Below are 17,041 nucleotides of genomic sequence, written 5' to 3'. Positions count from 1 at the left end.
TTCCCCGCTCAGGGGAACGATGTCGCAAGATAGAGTAAGAGGAACAGATCATGCCTGACGGCAGCATCACCAAGCAGCCCCCGGCTGGATACGACTGGCGCAACAAGGGCATCCGCCACGTCGCTGCCACGGCCAAGAGCTGCGACACGCCCGAGACCCTCGGCATGAACCGCGAGGTCGCGATCTCCGGCAGCCGTACCGGCTCCACCCATCTCTGGGCCGGCACCAACCGGATCGAGCCGAATTCCCGGACCGGCCCGCACCATCACGGCCATCTGGAAAGCGTGATCTATATCATTTCCGGCACTGCCCATATGCGCTGGGGCGACCGCCTGGAATTCATCACCGAGGCGAAGGCCGGCGACTTCTTCCTCGTCCCGCCCTATGTCCCGCACCAGGAGATCAACGCCTCTTCCACCGAGGTGCTCCACTGCGCCCTTGTCCGCAGCGGCACTGAGGAGGTCGTGATCAACCTCCCCGATATCGAAGTGGCCGAGAATCCAGAATGGGTGAACGTCAGTTCCGCCACCCTTATGACGAAGAAGCCTGCCTGACCCGGAGAGGGCGGGGCAAGCTCCCCGCCCGCCGGCCTCGACATGGACGAGATCGACCGCAAGATCATCGGCCTGCTACAAGAGGATGCCACCCTCTCTGTCGCGCAGCTTGCCGATAAAGTCGGGCTTTCCCCGACTCCCTGCTGGAAACGTGTGCAGAAGCTGGAGGCGAACGGCGTCATCACGCGCCGCGTGGCCCTGGTGGATGCGGAGAAAATCGGCGTTGGCCTGATCGTCTATGTCGCGATCGAGGCCGGCGACCACACGCCCGAATGGCTTTCCACCTTCTCCGCCACGATCGCCGAGATGCCGGAGGTGATGGAGGCGCACCGCATGGCCGGTGAGGTGGACTACATGCTTCGCGTGGCCGTGACGGGGATGGCGGAGTTCGACGCCTTCTACAAGCGCCTGATCAATGCGGTGCCGATGCGCAACGTCACCTCTCGCTTCGCCATGGAGCAGCTGAAATACACCACCGCCTATCCGCTGCATCGCGGGCGCTTCCGCGACCGGTCAGGGCGGGAGCCGGAAGAGTAGGGACAACCCGGGCAGCGCAGCGCCGTTGTGCCGGGGTATCTTCCGGTCAGGAGAGTTCCATGAGCGTCTTCCGCTCCATCATGTCCAAGATCTTCGGTCACCCCGCCGCCGCCGCCAGCCCATCTCCCGAGGCGGCGATCGGCACCCTTCCGCAAAGTGCTCCGGCGGCAGGCCCATCCGCCGGCGCCTCGGGCGACCTGCCGAGCGGCGCCGCGCCGGGCGGCCCGGCGCCTGCCGCTGCCGGGGCGCCCATGCCTGCCACCCCCGCGCCCGCCCAGCCCGTGGATGTGGAGGCGGTTCTGACCGACATGGCCTCGAAGAACCCGCAGAAGCTGAATTGGCAGACCTCCATTGTGGACCTGATGAAGCTGCTCGACCTCGACAGCAGCCTGTCCGCCCGCAAGGAGTTGGCCAGCGAACTCGGCTATACCGGCAACACCGATGATTCCGCCACGATGAATATCTGGCTGCACAAGCAGGTCATGCAGAAGCTGGCGGAGAATGGCGGCAAGGTGCCCGACAGCCTGAAGGGCTGATTCAACCGGGCCGGCGGAGCGGCAGGCCGATCGCCGCCTACTGCTCCGCCGGACGCATTGCGGCCCGTAGCCGCTCTGCGGAGACCGCATCCATCTGCAGGTCGCGCGCCGGATCGAAGAAGCGCGCATCGGGCGTGAAGAGCAGATAGGCCATGGCCTCATTGGCCATCAGCAGCTCATTAGTGGTGTCATAGCCCTCGCTCGCCAGGAAGCGGCGGAACGCGGCGCGATCGGCCTCCGTGAAAACCTCGCGCCAGGCGCGCATGACGTGATCGGCGAAAGGCGGGTCGGTGAAGAAGCGGCCATGGCCGGATTCATGCTCAAGCACTGCCCGGCGTGCGGAAGCAGCGAACCGGCTATCCTCTCCGGGCAGGGTTATGATGGCGCCGGGCCCGTTTCCGACGGCCACGCGCATCATGGGCAGACGCGCCTCGAGCCAGCCCTCCTCGGCATTGAGAGCAACGCCCGAGGCTCGCGCCATGGCGAAGAAACGCTCCACATCCGCAAGCGTGTAGTTGTGGCCGTAGTAGTAGGTGTCGGGATCCTCACCCTCTGCCGCGATGGCGGCGGCGAGCGAGGCGTCGTCCAGCACCCGGTCACGCGGCGTGCGCGCCTTCTCCACCAGCGCGGCGATGCGGTTCATCATCCGCCCTTGTTGTCGCATGTCAGGAAAGGCGATCAGGAAGACAGCGGGCCGGTCGGCCATCCGCACCAGCGTTGTCTCGACCGGGCGCCAGTCCAGTACGGCGGCGCGCTCCATCACCGGAATGGCGGAAGCCGCCGGGGCCACAGCCATAGAGACGGTTGGCGGCGCCTGGGCGACCGATGCGGCGGGCGCCGCGGGTACCTCGCCCTCTTTCCGCCAAGCCCAGAGCCCCGCACCCAGGAGAAGGACGACCAGCACGGTGCTGGATCCAGCCCAGATGTGCCACCGGCTGCCACGGCCGTGCTGGGGCATGGTCGGGCGGGGTGGCGCCTGGGTCAGACGTATGGTGTCGTCCGGATCGGCTATGGGCATGCGGCCGGGCCCGCTACATCAGCTGCCGATATTCAGAACCTGGACGCGCCGGTTCCGTTGCTCCGCGCGGTTGTCGCCAGTCGCGACCAGCAGCTGGCTTTCGCCCAGTCCCACCGCCTCCAGCCGGCTGGCTGGCACGCCGTAGCGCTGCATCAGGAAGGCCCGCACCGTCTCCGCGCGGCGCTGCGACAGCTCACGATTTGATTCCTCCGAGCCCACCGTGTCCGTGTGGCCTTCGATCCGGAAGCGGTAGGGCGCCAGTTCAGGCGAGGAGAGAGCCTGGCCCAGCGGCGTCAGCGCGTGCTCGGCCGTCGGTGTCAGGCTGGCGGAATTGGTGGCGAACTGCACGGTGATGGAGACGGCGGGAGTGCCGGACGGCGCCGTCGTCTGTGCGTGACGCGGGGGTGGGACGACCGCGGCCTGAGTCGGCTGCTTGCCGGCCGGCGCTGCCTCCAGGCTCGGGGCCGGTGTGGCCGCCTCCGTGCCGGGCATCCGGATTCCACGGGTGCCGCTGCCTCCCGGGCGAAGCTGCTCGATCAGCTGCATGGCTCGCGAGTCCGACTGCGCTGTCGCGGGCGCCAGCGGCGTCACGACAGCGAGCGCTGCCCCGAGAGACAGGGCAAGGCGGTGGGAAGGCAGCATGGCGTCGTTCCTCATGCAGACGGCCCTCAACGGGGCGGCAGATATTGGCCGGGCTTCAGCGGATGGTCAGGTGATGCCGAATCGATTCCAGAACGGTAATCTCTCACGGATCGCCTCCTTGGCGACAGCGACAGCCTCGTCCTGCGCCGCAGCATCCATGCCGGGCTGAAGACGCGCCGTCAGCACGGCCGCATCCACCTCGGCAATGTCGGGCTGCGTCGCCAAGGCCAGCTCCAGCGGCGAGCAGGGAAGCCCGGCCCCGATCAGCGGCGAGGCGAGCGCGAGCCGGTCATGGCCAAGGCCGCCGGGCGCATGCATCTCCGCCATTACCACGTTGAAGTGCCGCGCCCGTCTTAAAGCGTGAGCGTCCGGCGTGGGCCGCCAGATCGGCATGGCCGTGAAGGTGCCCTCCAGCATCACCAGCAACTCCTCAGGAGTCAGCCGGGCGCCGGGGGGACGGCTGCGCAGCTCACCAATGGTCTGCGGCCCCTCTGCCAGCGCCGCCAGCACTGGGCCCGAGATCCGCTCGGGAAGTTCGGCCTTGCCCCGCTCTGTCGGAAGATAGGGGATCCCGTTCGGCCGGTTCGAGACCTGGGCCATGAGGATCGAGTCCAGTGCCGCTTCCCGGTCCACCCGCCGCGCGCCGCGGATGAAGACGTCCCGGCGGAAGGGGCGCTGCAGGCAGATATCCTTCACCAGCTCCCGTGCCGTGGCATCCGGCATCGCGTCCCAGATCGCGCGCTGGGCAGGTTCCAGCACCATGTCCGGCAGGTTCTCATGCAGGGTGGCACTGCCGACATAATCGAGCCGCGCCGGCCCCAGCGCCTCAAGCAGATCAGCGAAGAAGACCGGGCGCCAATGGGCCGTCAGCATTTCATGCGCGAGATAGGCCGCGTTCAGCGGCGCATCCGTCGACAGCATGCGCTCCAGCATCGGCGTATGCGCAAGATGCGCCGCGCCGGCATCGCGCAGCGCACGCGCAAGCGGGATCCCGGCCTGGGCGCGCTCCGTGCTGTTTCCCTTGGCCTCCATTGAGGCGCCGAGGCGCATGACGCGCTGTAGCGCCGCATCCGCGCCGAAGCCAGGCAGCGCGTTGTAGGAAATGTAGACGAGTCCGCCCGGCTTCAGCCGGCGCTGCAGCAGCCGCACGATGCCGTCGCGCACCGCGTCGGAGACCCAGGTCCAGACGCCGTGCAGCATGGCCACGTCGATCGGCGGTAGCTGTTCGATTTCGGCTTCGGACAGCGCCGCGACATCGGCCTCCAGCGCGCCGAGATTCTCGAGCCTCGCGGCATCCGCCAACTCCGACAGTTCCGCCACATGGGCTGGGTTGTAGTCGATGCCGATGCAGTTCCAGCCCGGATTTGACGCGGCGAGGGTACCAATCACCGTGCCCCGGCCACAGCCGATATCGACGACCGTCATTTGCTCTCGCGGACGCCAGGCCACGCCGTTGATGGCCGCGGTCAGGGCGAGATGCGCGGGTACCTGCGCCGGATGATAGGCCGCGGTGTAGGGTGAATCGGCGACATAGCCGCGGCTCCAGGCCGTCATTCCGGTGTTCCTCTTTTCATGGGCCGCGTTTCACGCAGCATCGGGTCGCAACAGGGCATCGGCGGCATCCCGCATGCGCGGGCGCGATGCGGTGATCCAGCCCGTGCGCCCCAGCCGGGCCGCACCCAGCCGAAGTGGCGGAACAGCGCCGGCCGCCAGCACGGGGTTCACGGCAAAATCGACTTCCGGCCCGACATGCAGCCGGGTTAGTTCGCTGATCCGGCGGAAGCCCACTGTGCCGGGCTGCAGCGCCATGAAGGCTGCCAAGTCCAAGGGACCGATGCGGATCACGAAGCGCGCGGCAGGGTCCCAGATCTGCGACCCGGCGGCCGCGTCAACGCCCAGTTGCGCGAAGGCGCCGCCGAGCCGGCTGCGCTCCTTCGGCGGCACGCGCTGCCAACCGCCCACAAATTCCACGATCTCGACCTTGCGCCCCGTTTCCTCCTCCAGCAGCGCGGCAAGCCGTTCCGCGCTGCGGGTGCGGTTGGCCAGGTGCCCGGCATGATAGAGCAGGCCGGAGAGCGGGGTGGCCAGCCGCCCGTCCAGCCCCGGCGTGGCCATGCCGATGGCAGCCGCCAGGGCCGCATCCGCGCGGCTTGGGTCCCGCGCTGGCCGAACCTTCGCCCCGGCCTTGACCCAGAGCCCGGTGAAGCGGCGCGCCAGCATCTCCAGGAAGGCAACCAGCGCAGCACCGTCCTGTCGCTTGCTGGGCGGCAGGTTGCGCTGCTCCGCGGCGGCCGTGCCGGTATAATGCCGGGGCAGGGTGCCATTTGGCCCGATCAGCCCGAAGCTGGGTGCTGTGATGCTGCCTGCTGCCGCATCAGCGGCGGCCACCTCGCCCACCGGCAGATCCAGGCGGGCAACACTGCGGAAGGGAAGATCCGCGACATCCCTGCCACGCGCGACGACATGCGCGGCCTGATCCAGGTCGAAGCGGGAGGGCTCGGCGTTCAGCCGTGCCGCCACGCTCATCCCCCCCGGTCCAGCCTCCGCCAGCGCCTTTCCCCGCAGGGGCGCCGCCCTGCGCATCGTGGCGTCGAGCAGGCCGCCGAGGATGGTGTCGTCCGGATCGTTTCCAGGCGGCGGTACGGTGCCCGGCGTGGCCTCCGTGTCGCTGTTCACAGCAGCACTCGCGTGCCGCTTCGTGGCGGCCACTCCGCCACGGCCTCGCTCCGCCCCCGCAGCACCGCGCGGGTTCGCACGAAGCCGTTCACCGAGATCTGCAGCGCCAGGAAATGCTCCAGCGTCGCCGCGAGAAGATAGAGGCCGCCCGAGCCCCAGGCCTGCGGATCGAAGGTAAGGGTGACGTCGATGCCCCGTGCGAAAACGCCCGGCCGCTGTCCGGGAATCCGCGCCAGCCCCGGCTTCGCCTCCACCGAGAGCAGCGCGGCGATGGCATTGCGCGTCTCCGGCGCGTCGCGCAGGTCGTGCAGCCGCAGCATCTCCCGCAAGGCCAGCGCCGCATCGGTGCCGCCCATCACGCCGAGATGGTTGAGCGCGAGATGCGAAACGAGCCGCCATCCGCCGCGCTCCCGCAGTGGAAAGCGCAGGGTGGAACTGGGCGCGCGGAGGCACTCAGCCGAAGCCACGGGTGCCGCCTCGGCGATCCGCAGATGCGGCTGGCCGCCGCCAAAGGGCAGCAGGTCCGGCAGGTCGCGGTTGGTGCAGAGCGCCTCGACGGTCAGCACCCCATCGGCCGGGGCCATCGGATCGAAGGCGGTGTCGCGCAGCATCAGCCGCGTCTCGGTGCCGGTGAGCGGGGAGGGGGCGGGCAGGCGTCGCGCGATCCACTGCGCCTCGGCCGCCTCATTCTCGTTCGCCGTGTCCCGCGCCAGGCGATGGAAAGGCTGCACGTTGCGGCGCACGCCGTCCGGCCGCGTCTCGCGCACCTGGCGGATGGAATGCACCTCCAGCGCGCGCGGACGGCGCGCATCGGGCAGCACGACCCAGTCGGATTGCGTGCCGTCCAGCGCAATCGGCTCGCAGCGCTGAGGAAAGAGGTTCACCGCCGGGGTGCAATGCAGGGACAGCGTCTCGGCCGTCACGGCGCGCTCCAGTGCCGGGGCGCCGCGAGAGAGATAGATGAAGACCTCCAGCCGGTCCCCCGCCTGCACCAGGCTGCGCGCCTCGAGCCCTTCCAGGTCGAGGTAGAGGAACTTCTCGGGGAAGGCGAAATACTCGGTCAGCAGCCGGTGCCCATCGAAGGCGCGTCGCGGCCAGGGCAGCGCCGCTTCCTCCCGCGTCATGCCGGCCGGGCGCAGGGCGGTGGCAGGCAGCAGCGTGGGCGCGGGATCGGCGGGGCCCTCGGCCAGCGCCACGCCGAGGCAGGCAGTCGACAGCAGCTCATGCAGCGCGAAGGCGGTGGTGCCGGTGCCCGGTAGGTGCAGGCGTAGCTTGTCGAGCTCGATCGCCGAGAAGGGCAGGTCCGGCGTCGCGCTGCGGAGCGTGATGCGCAGGCAGGAAGCGGCGCGAGGCGCGCGCGGATTGACCGGTGCGGCGAAGGGCAAGCCCATCAGCCGCGCTGCCTCGATCCGGATCGGCCAGAGCGTGACGTCGTGGCAGGTCACGTAGCGCAGTGGCTGCCCGCCCGCGACCGGCTCCGTCTCCACTGCCAGGCCGCGCTCCACACGCGTCGGCCCGCGCGCTTCCGGCGGCGGCGAAAGACGCAGCGTTGTCATGCTCGGCACGGGCGCGAGGAGATGGGGGGAGAGGAGTTCCAGCAGCGCGTCGCTGAATTCCGGCAGCTCATCCTCCAGCCGGTGCTGCACCCGCGCAGCCAGGAAGGCAGTGCCCTCCAGCAGCCGCTCCACATGCGGATCATCCCCCATGCCGTCACGGGTGAGGCGCAGGCGACCGGCGATCTTCGGATGCGCCTCGGCGAACTCGCCCGCCGCCTTGCGCAGCGCCTCCAGCTCCGCATTGTAGAAGGGCAGAAGGCTCTCGCTCACGTCCTGGGCCTCATCGTTCCGTCACCCGCACTTCGTGGCTGACGGATTCCAGCATTGTGTCGAAGGAAATGGGCTCGGGCACCGGATCGGTCCGCAGGAGGGCCGTCACACGCAGCCGTAGCGTCCGGTCCAGCTCATTGGCCGGGCGCAGGTTCACTGAGACATTGGTCAGCCGCGGCTCGAAGCGCCGGATCACCGCTTCCACCTCTCGCGCCAGCGCTTCCCGCGCCTCCTCCTGCGCATAGCTGCCGGACGTCGCGTCGGGGATGCCGTAGCCGAGTGGAGACCGCGTCAGGGCCGGCATGTTCTCGGGCAGCAGCCAGCGCCGGCGCCGCGCGTTCAGCAGCGCCTCCAGGTCACGCCGCACGCTGGCACGCAGCACCTCCATCGCCTGGGTGGCGGTGGGCGGGGTGTCGCGCACCGTCTCCGGCGCCTCGTCCAGCAGCCGGTCGAGAAGCGGCAGCCGCACGCGCATCCCGCCGCGCTGGTCGCTCATCGCATCCCTCCCGGTCCTGGCCTACCGGATCTCAGGACAGCCGCAGTGAGGCGAGCTGGGATACCGGCACGGCGTCATCCCCGACCAACAACAGCCGCTGCCCGGCGCCGCGCACGAGGGTGGCGTCGCCTTCGGTCAGCTCCTCCCAATCCGTTACCCGGCCCAGCCGCATCTCGTCGGTCAGCGGAAGTCCGCCGCGCGGATAGAGGGCGGTAACGAAGATCGAACCCTCGGAGTCGTCCTTTAGAACGATATCCGCGCGCCGCCACGCGATATCACGCGGCCGGCGGCCCGGGGTGAAGGTGAGGCTGGACACGCGCTCCAGCGGTACGAGCATGTGCTCGCCGGCCGTGGTCAGGATTTCCAGCCCTGGGGAGGCCAGGTCATCTGCGTCGCGCAGGTCGTCAAAGCTCAGGGTACGGCCGTCGACCAATTCGGCCTGCCCGGCGATGCGCGGGCGCAGCGCCTCAGCTTCCGCCGCCGCGGCTGCCGCCCCGGCGATGTCACCGGTGCGTAGCAGCACGGTAGCGCGCAGCGCGGCTTCCTGTGCCGGGGTAGCCTGCTGACCCTGGAAAACGGGCGCTCGCCCCTCGGCCCAGACCTGGGCGCGCGCGGTCTCGGCCCGCAACAGGCGGCGGAACTCCAGCACCGCCGGGTTAGGATCGTCGAGCACGGCGGCATCAAGCATCTTATCCGCCCGCTCGGTTTCTCCCTGGAGCAGCAGCAGCTCCGCGAGCAGCCAACGGGCATCGGCATCGCGCGGCGCGGCCTTTACCTGGGCCTGGGCGGCGGAGATCGCGGCGGGCAGGTCGCCGGCGCGAAGGGCCTCGGCGGTCGTGGGCAAGATGATTCCTCCTCGTGGTAGCGCGCGTCAGGCGGCGCGGGGCGCGTCCAGATCGGTGACGAGGCGGAACACCGCCCCGACATCGTCGAGCTGATAATGCGGCTGCAGATGAACGACGCAGCCATAGCTGCCCGGGCGGCCGGGCTGCTCCCGCACCTCCACCCGCGCATCGCGCAGCGGATAGCGCGCCGCGGACTCGGCACCGCCGGCCATGCCGCTGACATGGGTGGAGAGCCAGCGCATGAGCCGGAACTCCACCTCCTCCGGCGAAATCTGCGAACCGATCATGTCGCGCCCCATGACCTTCACGCAATGCGCGAAGCGGCAGACACAGAGCACGTTGTTCAGCTGCGCCGAGAGGCGTTGGTTGGCATCGGCCACCTCGGATGTCATGCGCGGCGGGCGATGGAAGGTGGGCAGGGCGCTGAAGCTCGCTTCCGGCAGCCCTTCCAGGCCACAAAGGGCGATGATGTTGGCGTCCGTCAGCGCCCGCTCCTGCTCGTCCGTTAACGTCAGCTCCAGCGGCGGGCGGGACGGCGGGCCGGGCGGGTCGGAAGGCAGGCGCTCATGCGGCAGGCCGTCCACCACGCCGCCACCAGCGATAAGCGAGGGTTCCGCGCCGCGCAGCTCGGCCGGCCAGCGATAGCGGGAGAAAGCGCGCAGCGCGACCGCACCCATGGCATAGACCGGCGCGGTCCAGACCCGCGCGTCACTGTCCGGCACATATTCCCGGTAAATGAACCGGTCCGACCGCGTGCCATCGGCCCGCCAGGCCGGGCGCCCTAGGGTGCGCGGCAGGACGAGGCCGAGGAAGCGAGTGTCCTCCCGCCCCGCCAGGCTGCGCCAGCGCAGCCGCTCCGGGGCCCGAAGGGCGGTGGTGAGATCATTGGCCGGCCCCGCCTCGGCGAAGCTTTCCAGCCCGAGCAGGGCAGGGGAGGCCGGCAGCAGCACCGGCGCGAAGGCGGCCGCCGCCACGGAAGCCAGCCGCCCAAGCACCGCCACATCATCTACGGGATGACCTGCCGAAGGGCCGGGCTGTACCTCATGGTCGCAGAGAAGAAGGCTGTAAGGCTCGCCGCCCGCGATGCCGAACTCCTCTTCGTAGAGTTTCTTGAACAGGTTGGACTGGTCGAACTCCGCCGCGCGCTCCAGGTCGCGGGCCAACTCCTGCCAGCGGATCGGAAGGAGGCGCAGCCGGACCGCCCGATCACCCTCCGCTCGCCCCGCTAGCCAGTGCAGGCCGCGCCAGGAACCCTCCAGCCGCCGCAGCCGCGGATGGTGCAGCACCGCGTCCAACGCACGCGACAGAAGGCGATCGATCGCCGCGATGTCGCGATCGATCGCCTCCTCCAGCCGTTCGACAGGATCGGGTCCGGCGAGAATCCCGGCAAGCGCCGCCTCGCCGAACCAATCGCGCAGGATCGTCACGCGATCCCGCTGTGCGGTCCATTCCGCCAGGGCGGCCGCCGACTGGGCATGGGCGGTGCCGAAGAACCGACCCTGCCGCACCGTCTCGCGCAGCGGCGTCATCAGGGATGCCGCGGCGACGCGTCAGCTCTTCTGCGGGATCCGCGCCACCATCCGCATGGAGGTCGTCAGCTCCTCCATCTGCAGCCAGGGGCGCAGATGCGCGACCGCGTTGTAGGAACCCGGCTTGCCCGGAATTTCCCGCACCTCGATCTGCGCCTCCCGCAGCGGGAACTTGGCCCGGTTCTCCTGGCCAGCGCCCTCCATCGGATTCACGTAGTTCTGGATCCAGCGGTTCAGCCAGATCTCGCAGTCGCTCGCCTCCATGAAGGAGCCGATCTTGTCGCGCGCCATCACCTTGAGGAAATGGGCGAAGCGGCTGGTTGCCATGATATAGGGCAGGCGGGCCGAAATGGCGGCATTCGCTGTCGCCTCGGGCCGGTCATACTTCTTCGGCTTCTGCACAGTCTGCGCCCCGAAGAACACGGCATAGTCGGTGTTCTTATAGTGGCAGAGCGGCAGGAAGCCGAGATTGGACAGTTCCGCCTCGCGCCGGTCGGTGATGGCAATCTCCGTCGGGCACTTGGCGTCCAGGTCGCCGTCATCGCTGGTGAAGACGTGGTTCGGCAGGTCCGTCACCTTGCCGCCGCCTTCCGCGCCGCGGATCGCCGTGCACCAGCCATACTGGGCGAAGGCATCGGTGAGACGCGCGCCCATCACATAGGCGGCGTTCATCCAGCAGTAGTCCTCGTGGTTCATCGCCTTGGCGGAGCCGTCGGCGTTGAACTCGGCCTCCTCATAGCCGAACTCCTCCACGGGCTTGGTCGCGGCGCCATAAGGCAGGCGCGCGATCACGCGCGGCATCACGAGGGAAACGAAGCGGCTGTCCTCGCGCTCGCGGAAGGAGCGCCACTTCGTGTATTCCTGCGTCTCGAATATCTTCGCGAGGTCGCGCGGCTTGGACAGCTCGGTCCAGTCCTTGAAGCCGAACATGCCGGCACCGACGCCCGAGATGAAGGGCGCAAAACCTGCCGCGGCGACGGAGGACATCTGCTGCAGGCTCTCGATGTCCTCGGGATGCGAGGTCCACTCGTAGTCGCCGATCAGCGCGCCATAGGGCTCACCGCCCGGCAGGCCGAACTCGCTCTCATAGATCTTCTTGAAGAGTTGGCTCTGGTCGAACTCTACCGCCTTGGTCAGATCGCGATGCAGCTCCTTCTTGGAGAGCTGGAGCATGCGGAGCTTGAGGGAGGTGCCCGTCTCGCTCTTGTCGACGAGGTAGTGCAGGCCGCGCCAGGAGCCTTCCAGCTTCAGGAAGCGCGGGTGGTGCATCACCGCGTTCAGCTGCTTGCTGATCTTCTCGTCCAGCGCCGCCACGGCCCGGTTGAAGGTCTGCGTCATGTTGCGGCTGAAGGTCACCGTGCCCTTCAGCGCTTCTTCCGCCAGGGCCTTGATCAGCTCCTGCGCGCGGTCCTTCTCGGTCTGCCGGGTCGCCCCGACGACCTGATCCAGAAGGGAAAGCCCACCTTCCTCGGTGGTAACAGTCGCGCCCTGGGCGCCAGCCTGCGTCTCGCTCATGGTCTCAGCCCTCCTTCGCGTCGAGGCCAAGTTCGCTGGACAGCGACTTCAGCTTGTCCTTGTCCTGCAGAACCTGCTCCAGCAGGCCCTCCAGCTCCTCGGACATGTCGGCCTTGCTCATCAGGTCACGCAGCTTGGCGCGGGTATCGAGCAGCGCCTTCAGCGCCGGCACCTGCTCCGCCACGCGCGCTGGCTCAAAGTCTTCCATCGAGCGGAACTTCAGGTTCACCGCCATCTCGCTGCCGTCATCGGCCAGGGTGTTGGCGACCTTGATATTCAGGCCCGGCGCGATGCGCGCCATGACGTCGTTGAAGTTGTCGCGGTCGATCTGCGTGAACTTGCGGTCGGCCAGCGGCTTCAGTGGCTCGGCTGGGTCACCCGCGAAGTCACCCATGACGCCGACGACGAAGGGGAGCTCCCGCTGGATCGCGGCGCCTTCCGTCTCGACTTCGTAAGAAATATGGACGCGCGGCTTGCGCACGCGGTTAAGCTTGTCATGAACGCCGGACATGCGGGTACCCCCCGGGTTTGCTGGCTTGGTTGCGGGCGTGATGGCCGTTGCTGGCTGATATGACCGCTTCACGCGCGACGTCACGCCTCGTCGCGCAGGCCCCTCCGGGCTCAACGTAGCGGCCGTCAGAACGAACCGTCAACGTCATTGCGATTCCCTTAATATTCCGGCTGCGGAGGGCGGATGCCCAGGGCCGAAAGCATGCCCGTCCGTGCTGTTTCGTCAGACAGCACTTCCGCAAGCAATTCTGGCAGGGTCATGCGCCCGCGTCGGGCTGCGTCCCGCAATGTATAAGCCAGCGGAGAGTGTGGCTCGGTCTTCTCGAAGAAGTCGGCGATGCGCTCGAGCATACTCAGGGCAGCTTCCCGGCTGGCAATGGCCGCGTTCGGGTCGCCCAGGCTCATCGCGCCGGGCGCCTGAACCGGCGCGCCGGACATCCCCGCGGCGAGGGCTCCGTCCGGCGCCGCCATCTCCTCTGGTGCGGTGCCAGATGCCTCGGCCGGCGCTGCACCGCCTAGCTTCTGCGCGACCTCCTGCAAGCGCTCCAGCAGGCGCAAGACGCGCGAGGTCGGCACCTCGCCATAGCTGGAAAAGCGCTCCATCAGGGCACTGTCGAAGTTCCGCCAGATCTCGAGTGCCTGCGCCGCATCTGCGGCGATGGCCCGCAGCCCCGGCCGCGCAGCGCTCGCCTCCGCCTCCAGCGCCGCCAGCTCCGGCACGCCGGCGGCATAGCGACGCTCGCGGAACTCCTGGTTCGGGTTACCGGCCACCTCCTCCGCCTGGTCAAAGCGGTAAAGGGGCAGAGGCGAGCCGTCGCCACGCCGGAAGAGTGGTAGGCGGCGGAGCGGCTGCATGATCGTGCCATCGGCGGAAGCACCCGAAAGCCCGCCAATGATGATACTGCGGTCTTCAATCCCGTCCGCGTCGGGAGCCGGGAAGCCTTCGTCCCAGGCCGTGTCGAGCAGCGTGTGCAGGAGCCGCGTTCCGGTGATCAGTCCGGAAAGCCCATGCTGACGCACCAGGGCCTCCGTCAGCCATGTGGCCACTTCGAAATCGCGCGTTCCACCGCTGATCATCTCCTCGCCCAGCTTGCGGACGAGTCGCCATCCATCTGCGACCGGCGCGTCTTCCTCGCCTTCTGCATCGCGCGCACGCTCCTCGTCACGCGCTTCAGTGCGCGCGTCCTTCATGCGCCGATAGGGCGAGACGGAGGAGGGATCCTCGCGCGGATCCACCCCGTTCGCGGGGGCGGAAAGCAACGCTGAAAGATCGAGCACGTCCTCGGCCATTCAGGGGTCCTGCGATGGGGAAGCGGGAAGCTAAAAGGAGGCTTGACGGTACGCAACCGATATCGCTCAAAAGAGAGCGAATTCGGCAAACGGTATCAAAATTTTCATGTCCGATCGGAAAATGTTCGGAAGCGGCCGATCTACGAAAGATTGCGACGTGCATGACGAAGATTGTACGGTGTTCGGGAAAAATTTGGCGGCACTTCCGGTTTTGGGTTGTACCCCGCTGGACATTCCAACCGCCTTCCACATAGGTTCCGTCCTGTATGAAGACGCAACGAAGTCGGCCCGTGGGGGTGTCGGCGTCGTGAAGCGGAGCCAGCGCCAGGCGGCGCTGCCCGGAGGAAGTGGAGATCCACGGCAGTGGTGGCTATCGACCTCAAGGCGCTCGTCGCGCGGCTGACCGGGCTTGCCCGGCGCCAGCTGGAGGCCGCTGCGGGCCTCACGCTTTCTCGCACCCACTACAATGTGGAAGTGGAGCACGTCCTGCTGAAGCTGGTGGAAACCGCCGGCAGTGATGTCGCCGCGATTCTGAAGCACATGAACATCGACGCGGGCCGCGCGACCGCTGAGCTGAACCGCGCGCTGGACCGTTTCAAGACGGGGAATGCACGTGCGCCCTCTCTCTCTCCCGATCTAGTCACCTGGCTGCGCGAGGCTTGGCTGATCGCCTCGCTCGAAGGCAACGCAGGCCGAATCCGATCGGGCCACATGCTCGCGGCGCTGCTGGGTGACGAAGGCCTGGCGCGCAACCTGCGTGACAGCTCACCGAGCCTCGCCGCCATCCCCGAGGCGACGGTGCGCAAGGACCTCGTCACTATTGCAAAGGACAGCGAGGAAGCGGCTCAGGCCGGCGCGGAGACGGCCGCTGCCCCGGGCGGCGCTGGCGCGGCCGCGCCCGGCGCTCCGGCCGGTGCCGGCAACGGCCCGCTGCAGCAGTTCTGCGCTGATCTCACCGCCCAGGCGAAGGCCGGCAAGATTGACCCGATCCTCGGCCGCGACGGAGAAATCCGTCAGATGGTCGATATCCTGACGCGTCGCCGCCAGAACAACCCGATCCTCACGGGCGAGGCCGGTGTCGGCAAGACGGCGGTGGTGGAAGGACTCGCACTCCGCATCGCCGCTGGCGACGTTCCGGAGGCGCTGAAGAATGTGCGCCTCCTCTCCCTCGACCTCGGCCTGCTTCAGGCCGGTGCGGGAGTGAAGGGCGAGTTCGAGAATCGCCTGCGCGGCGTGATCGATGGCGTGAAGTCGTCGCCAACGCCCGTCCTCCTGTTCATTGACGAGGCGCATACGCTGATTGGGGCGGGCGGCCAGGCCGGGCAGAACGATGCGGCGAATCTGCTCAAGCCTGCGCTGGCGCGCGGCGAGCTGCGCTGCATCGCCGCAACCACCTGGGCCGAGTACAAGCGCTACTTCGAAAAAGATGCAGCTCTGACCCGCCGCTTCCAGGTGGTGAAGGTGGAAGAGCCCTCCGTGCCTCTGGCCCAGGCCATGCTGCGCGGCCTGGTGCCGGTGCTGGAGAAGCACCACAAGGTTCGCATCCTTGACAGCGCGGTAGAGGAAGCGGTGCGTCTATCCGCCCGCTACATTCCGGCGCGCCAGCTGCCCGACAAGGGTGTTTCGCTGCTCGACACGGCCTGCGCCCGCGTGGGTATGAGTCAGGCCGCGATCCCCGCCGCGATCGAGGACCGCCAACGCCGCGCCGCGCTGATCGAGACCGAACTGAAGGCTCTGAAGCGCGAGATGGCCGCCGGTGGCGACCATGCCGCGCGTCAGGCAACGCTGGAGGAGGAGGCGGCGACTGTCGCCGCCGATCTCGCCGCTCTGGAGGGACGCTGGAAGACAGAGAAGAGCCTCGTCGAGAAGGTTCTTGCCCTTCGCCACGCGCTCGAATCCGCGGAGGACAGTGCCGACTGCGCCGCGGACCGGGAGGCGCTGGCCGCGACCACTGCCGAGCTTCATGCGATCCAGGGCGAGAACCCGCTGGTCCACCCCGTGGTGGATGGTGTCGCCGTCGCCGAGGTGGTCGAGACCTGGACCGGCATCCCGGTCGGCCGCATGGTCTCCGATGAAATTGGCACCGTGCTGAACCTGAAGGAGAAGCTCAAGGAGCGGGTCATCGGCCAGTCCCACGCGCTGGAGGCGATCGCGCAGGCGATCCGCGTATCTCGCGCCGGCCTTGCTGATCCACGCAAGCCGATCGGCGTCTTCCTTTTCGCCGGCACCTCCGGCGTCGGGAAGACCGAGACCGCGCTCGCCGTCGCCGACCTACTCTATGGTGGCGAGCAGAACCTGACCACGATCAACATGAGCGAGTTCAAGGAGGAGCATAAGGTCTCCCTCCTGATGGGCTCGCCCCCCGGCTATGTCGGCTATGGCGAGGGCGGCGTGCTGACCGAGGCGGTGCGGCGCCGGCCCTATTCCGTGATCCTGCTGGACGAGATGGAGAAGGCCCATCCCGGCGTACAGGACGTGTTCTACAACGTGTTCGACAAAGGCAACATGAAGGACGGGGAGGGACGGGATATCGATTTCCGAAACTCTGTCATCATCATGACTTCCAATGCCGGTACGGACACGATTGCCAAGCTCTGCGCCGATCCCGATACGGCGCCTGAGCCAGAGCAGCTCGCCGAGGCGCTGCGCCCGGACCTGCTGAAATACTTCAAGCCCGCCTTTCTCGGCCGCTGCAATGTCGTGATCTATTATCCCCTGGCGGATGACACCTTGCGGCAGATCGTCGGACTAAACATGAAGCGCATCGCCCGCCGCGTGAGGGAGAGCTACGGTGCCAGTTTCGAGGCGGCGCCTGAGGTTCTTGATACGATCGTGGCGCGCTGCCAAGAATCGGAGAGTGGCGCTCGTAACATCGAGACCATCTTGAACCGCACGCTTCTTCCCGAGCTTTCCGCCCTGGTTCTGGAACGCCTCGCCGGAGGCGACCAGATCGGAAGCGTGAAGGTGGGTATCGGAACGGAGGGTGGTTTCACCTACGCGCTCGGCTAGGTCGGGCGTCATCTCCTGCCCGCAGACCGCCGCCGCAGCGGCCCGCGGGCTACCGAAC

General features: G+C 68.1%; 15 protein-coding genes. 4 read left to right on the top strand and 11 right to left on the bottom strand.

Annotated elements, in window-relative coordinates:
- Positions 1–50 precede the first annotated feature (50 nt).
- The 3 genes from ACO1BU_RS02075 to ACO1BU_RS02065 are packed head-to-tail and all read left to right on the top strand — an operon-like array spanning position 51 to position 1,627.
- A complete protein-coding gene (locus tag ACO1BU_RS02075; protein WP_424134240.1) occupies positions 51–554 on the top strand; it encodes a cupin domain-containing protein in 504 nt (167 codons plus the stop codon).
- 42 nt (positions 555–596) lie between these two features.
- Positions 597–1,091 (top strand): Lrp/AsnC family transcriptional regulator, encoded by a 495-nt coding sequence (locus ACO1BU_RS02070; RefSeq protein WP_424134239.1) that lies wholly within the window; start codon positions 597–599, stop codon positions 1,089–1,091.
- Positions 1,092–1,150: 59 nt separating this feature from the next.
- Positions 1,151–1,627, top strand: a complete 477-nt coding sequence (locus tag ACO1BU_RS02065; RefSeq protein WP_424134238.1) for a DUF3597 domain-containing protein — start codon at positions 1,151–1,153, stop codon at positions 1,625–1,627.
- A 37-nt stretch (positions 1,628–1,664) separates the two neighbouring features.
- Here the strand turns inward: ACO1BU_RS02065 and ACO1BU_RS02060 are convergent, their stop codons facing one another.
- The 11 genes from ACO1BU_RS02060 to tssA form a co-directional block, all read right to left on the bottom strand.
- Entirely contained in the window at positions 1,665–2,645 is a 981-nt protein-coding gene (locus ACO1BU_RS02060) for a hypothetical protein (RefSeq protein WP_424134237.1), read from the bottom strand.
- Between the two features lie 18 nt (positions 2,646–2,663).
- Positions 2,664–3,287: an OmpA family protein gene (locus tag ACO1BU_RS02055; protein ID WP_424134236.1), complete on the bottom strand. Its 624-nt coding sequence runs from the start codon at positions 3,285–3,287 to the stop codon at positions 2,664–2,666.
- 66 nt (positions 3,288–3,353) lie between these two features.
- Positions 3,354–4,841, bottom strand: a complete 1,488-nt coding sequence (locus tag ACO1BU_RS02050) for a class I SAM-dependent methyltransferase (RefSeq protein WP_424134235.1) — start codon at positions 4,839–4,841, stop codon at positions 3,354–3,356.
- A 30-nt stretch (positions 4,842–4,871) separates the two neighbouring features.
- The gene (tssG, locus tag ACO1BU_RS02045; protein ID WP_424134234.1) at positions 4,872–5,963 is read right to left on the bottom strand and encodes a type VI secretion system baseplate subunit TssG; all 1,092 of its coding nucleotides are present in this window, start codon (positions 5,961–5,963) and stop codon (positions 4,872–4,874) included.
- Complete coding sequence (tssF, locus tag ACO1BU_RS02040; protein WP_424134233.1) at positions 5,960–7,789, bottom strand: type VI secretion system baseplate subunit TssF; 1,830 nt, start codon at positions 7,787–7,789, stop codon at positions 5,960–5,962. Before tssF ends, tssG begins: the two co-directional genes overlap by 4 nt.
- Positions 7,790–7,799: 10 nt before the next feature.
- Complete coding sequence (gene tssE, locus ACO1BU_RS02035) at positions 7,800–8,285, bottom strand: type VI secretion system baseplate subunit TssE (RefSeq protein ID WP_424134232.1); 486 nt, start codon at positions 8,283–8,285, stop codon at positions 7,800–7,802.
- Positions 8,286–8,316: 31 nt separating this feature from the next.
- Positions 8,317–9,129 carry a type VI secretion system accessory protein TagJ gene (locus tag ACO1BU_RS02030; protein ID WP_424134231.1) on the bottom strand — a complete coding sequence of 271 codons (813 nt, stop codon included), beginning with the start codon at positions 9,127–9,129 and terminating at the stop codon, positions 8,317–8,319.
- 27 nt (positions 9,130–9,156) lie between these two features.
- Positions 9,157–10,659: a type VI secretion system contractile sheath large subunit gene (gene tssC, locus ACO1BU_RS02025; protein ID WP_424134230.1), complete on the bottom strand. Its 1,503-nt coding sequence runs from the start codon at positions 10,657–10,659 to the stop codon at positions 9,157–9,159.
- A gap of 21 nt (positions 10,660–10,680) precedes the next feature.
- On the bottom strand, positions 10,681–12,174 hold the full coding sequence (gene tssC / locus ACO1BU_RS02020) for a type VI secretion system contractile sheath large subunit (protein ID WP_424134229.1): 1,494 nt from the start codon (positions 12,172–12,174) through the stop codon (positions 10,681–10,683).
- 4 nt (positions 12,175–12,178) lie between these two features.
- The gene (gene tssB / locus ACO1BU_RS02015; RefSeq protein ID WP_424134228.1) at positions 12,179–12,799 is read right to left on the bottom strand and encodes a type VI secretion system contractile sheath small subunit; all 621 of its coding nucleotides are present in this window, start codon (positions 12,797–12,799) and stop codon (positions 12,179–12,181) included.
- A 44-nt stretch (positions 12,800–12,843) separates the two neighbouring features.
- The gene (gene tssA / locus ACO1BU_RS02010; protein ID WP_424134227.1) at positions 12,844–13,974 is read right to left on the bottom strand and encodes a type VI secretion system protein TssA; all 1,131 of its coding nucleotides are present in this window, start codon (positions 13,972–13,974) and stop codon (positions 12,844–12,846) included.
- Between the two features lie 366 nt (positions 13,975–14,340).
- Here tssA and tssH point away from each other — a divergent pair, with 366 nt between their 5' ends.
- Entirely contained in the window at positions 14,341–16,983 is a 2,643-nt protein-coding gene (gene tssH, locus ACO1BU_RS02005; RefSeq protein ID WP_424134226.1) for a type VI secretion system ATPase TssH, read from the top strand.
- Positions 16,984–17,041: the final 58 nt, after the last annotated feature.

The organism is Roseomonas chloroacetimidivorans (assembly GCF_049629625.1).
GTDB classification, from domain to species: domain Bacteria; phylum Pseudomonadota; class Alphaproteobacteria; order Acetobacterales; family Acetobacteraceae; genus Roseomonas; species Roseomonas chloroacetimidivorans.
The sequence above is the reverse complement of the archived record's forward strand: the minus strand, read 5'-3'. Positions and strand labels throughout refer to the sequence as shown.

Excerpts from the sequence above, each read along its gene's own strand:
- ACO1BU_RS02060 (WP_424134237.1), bottom strand. The coding sequence starts at position 2,645 with ATGCCCATAGCCGATCCGGACGACACCATACGTCTGACCCAGGCGCCA.
- ACO1BU_RS02050 (WP_424134235.1), bottom strand. The coding sequence starts at position 4,841 with ATGACGGCCTGGAGCCGCGGCTATGTCGCCGATTCACCCTACACCGCG.
- tssE (WP_424134232.1), bottom strand. The coding sequence starts at position 8,285 with ATGAGCGACCAGCGCGGCGGGATGCGCGTGCGGCTGCCGCTTCTCGAC.
- ACO1BU_RS02055 (WP_424134236.1), bottom strand. The coding sequence starts at position 3,287 with ATGCTGCCTTCCCACCGCCTTGCCCTGTCTCTCGGGGCAGCGCTCGCT.
- ACO1BU_RS02075 (WP_424134240.1), top strand. The coding sequence starts at position 51 with ATGCCTGACGGCAGCATCACCAAGCAGCCCCCGGCTGGATACGACTGG.
- ACO1BU_RS02070 (WP_424134239.1), top strand. The coding sequence starts at position 597 with ATGGACGAGATCGACCGCAAGATCATCGGCCTGCTACAAGAGGATGCC.
- tssC (WP_424134229.1), bottom strand. The coding sequence starts at position 12,174 with ATGAGCGAGACGCAGGCTGGCGCCCAGGGCGCGACTGTTACCACCGAG.
- tssC (WP_424134230.1), bottom strand. The coding sequence starts at position 10,659 with ATGACGCCGCTGCGCGAGACGGTGCGGCAGGGTCGGTTCTTCGGCACC.
- ACO1BU_RS02065 (WP_424134238.1), top strand. The coding sequence starts at position 1,151 with ATGAGCGTCTTCCGCTCCATCATGTCCAAGATCTTCGGTCACCCCGCC.
- tssA (WP_424134227.1), bottom strand. The coding sequence starts at position 13,974 with ATGGCCGAGGACGTGCTCGATCTTTCAGCGTTGCTTTCCGCCCCCGCG.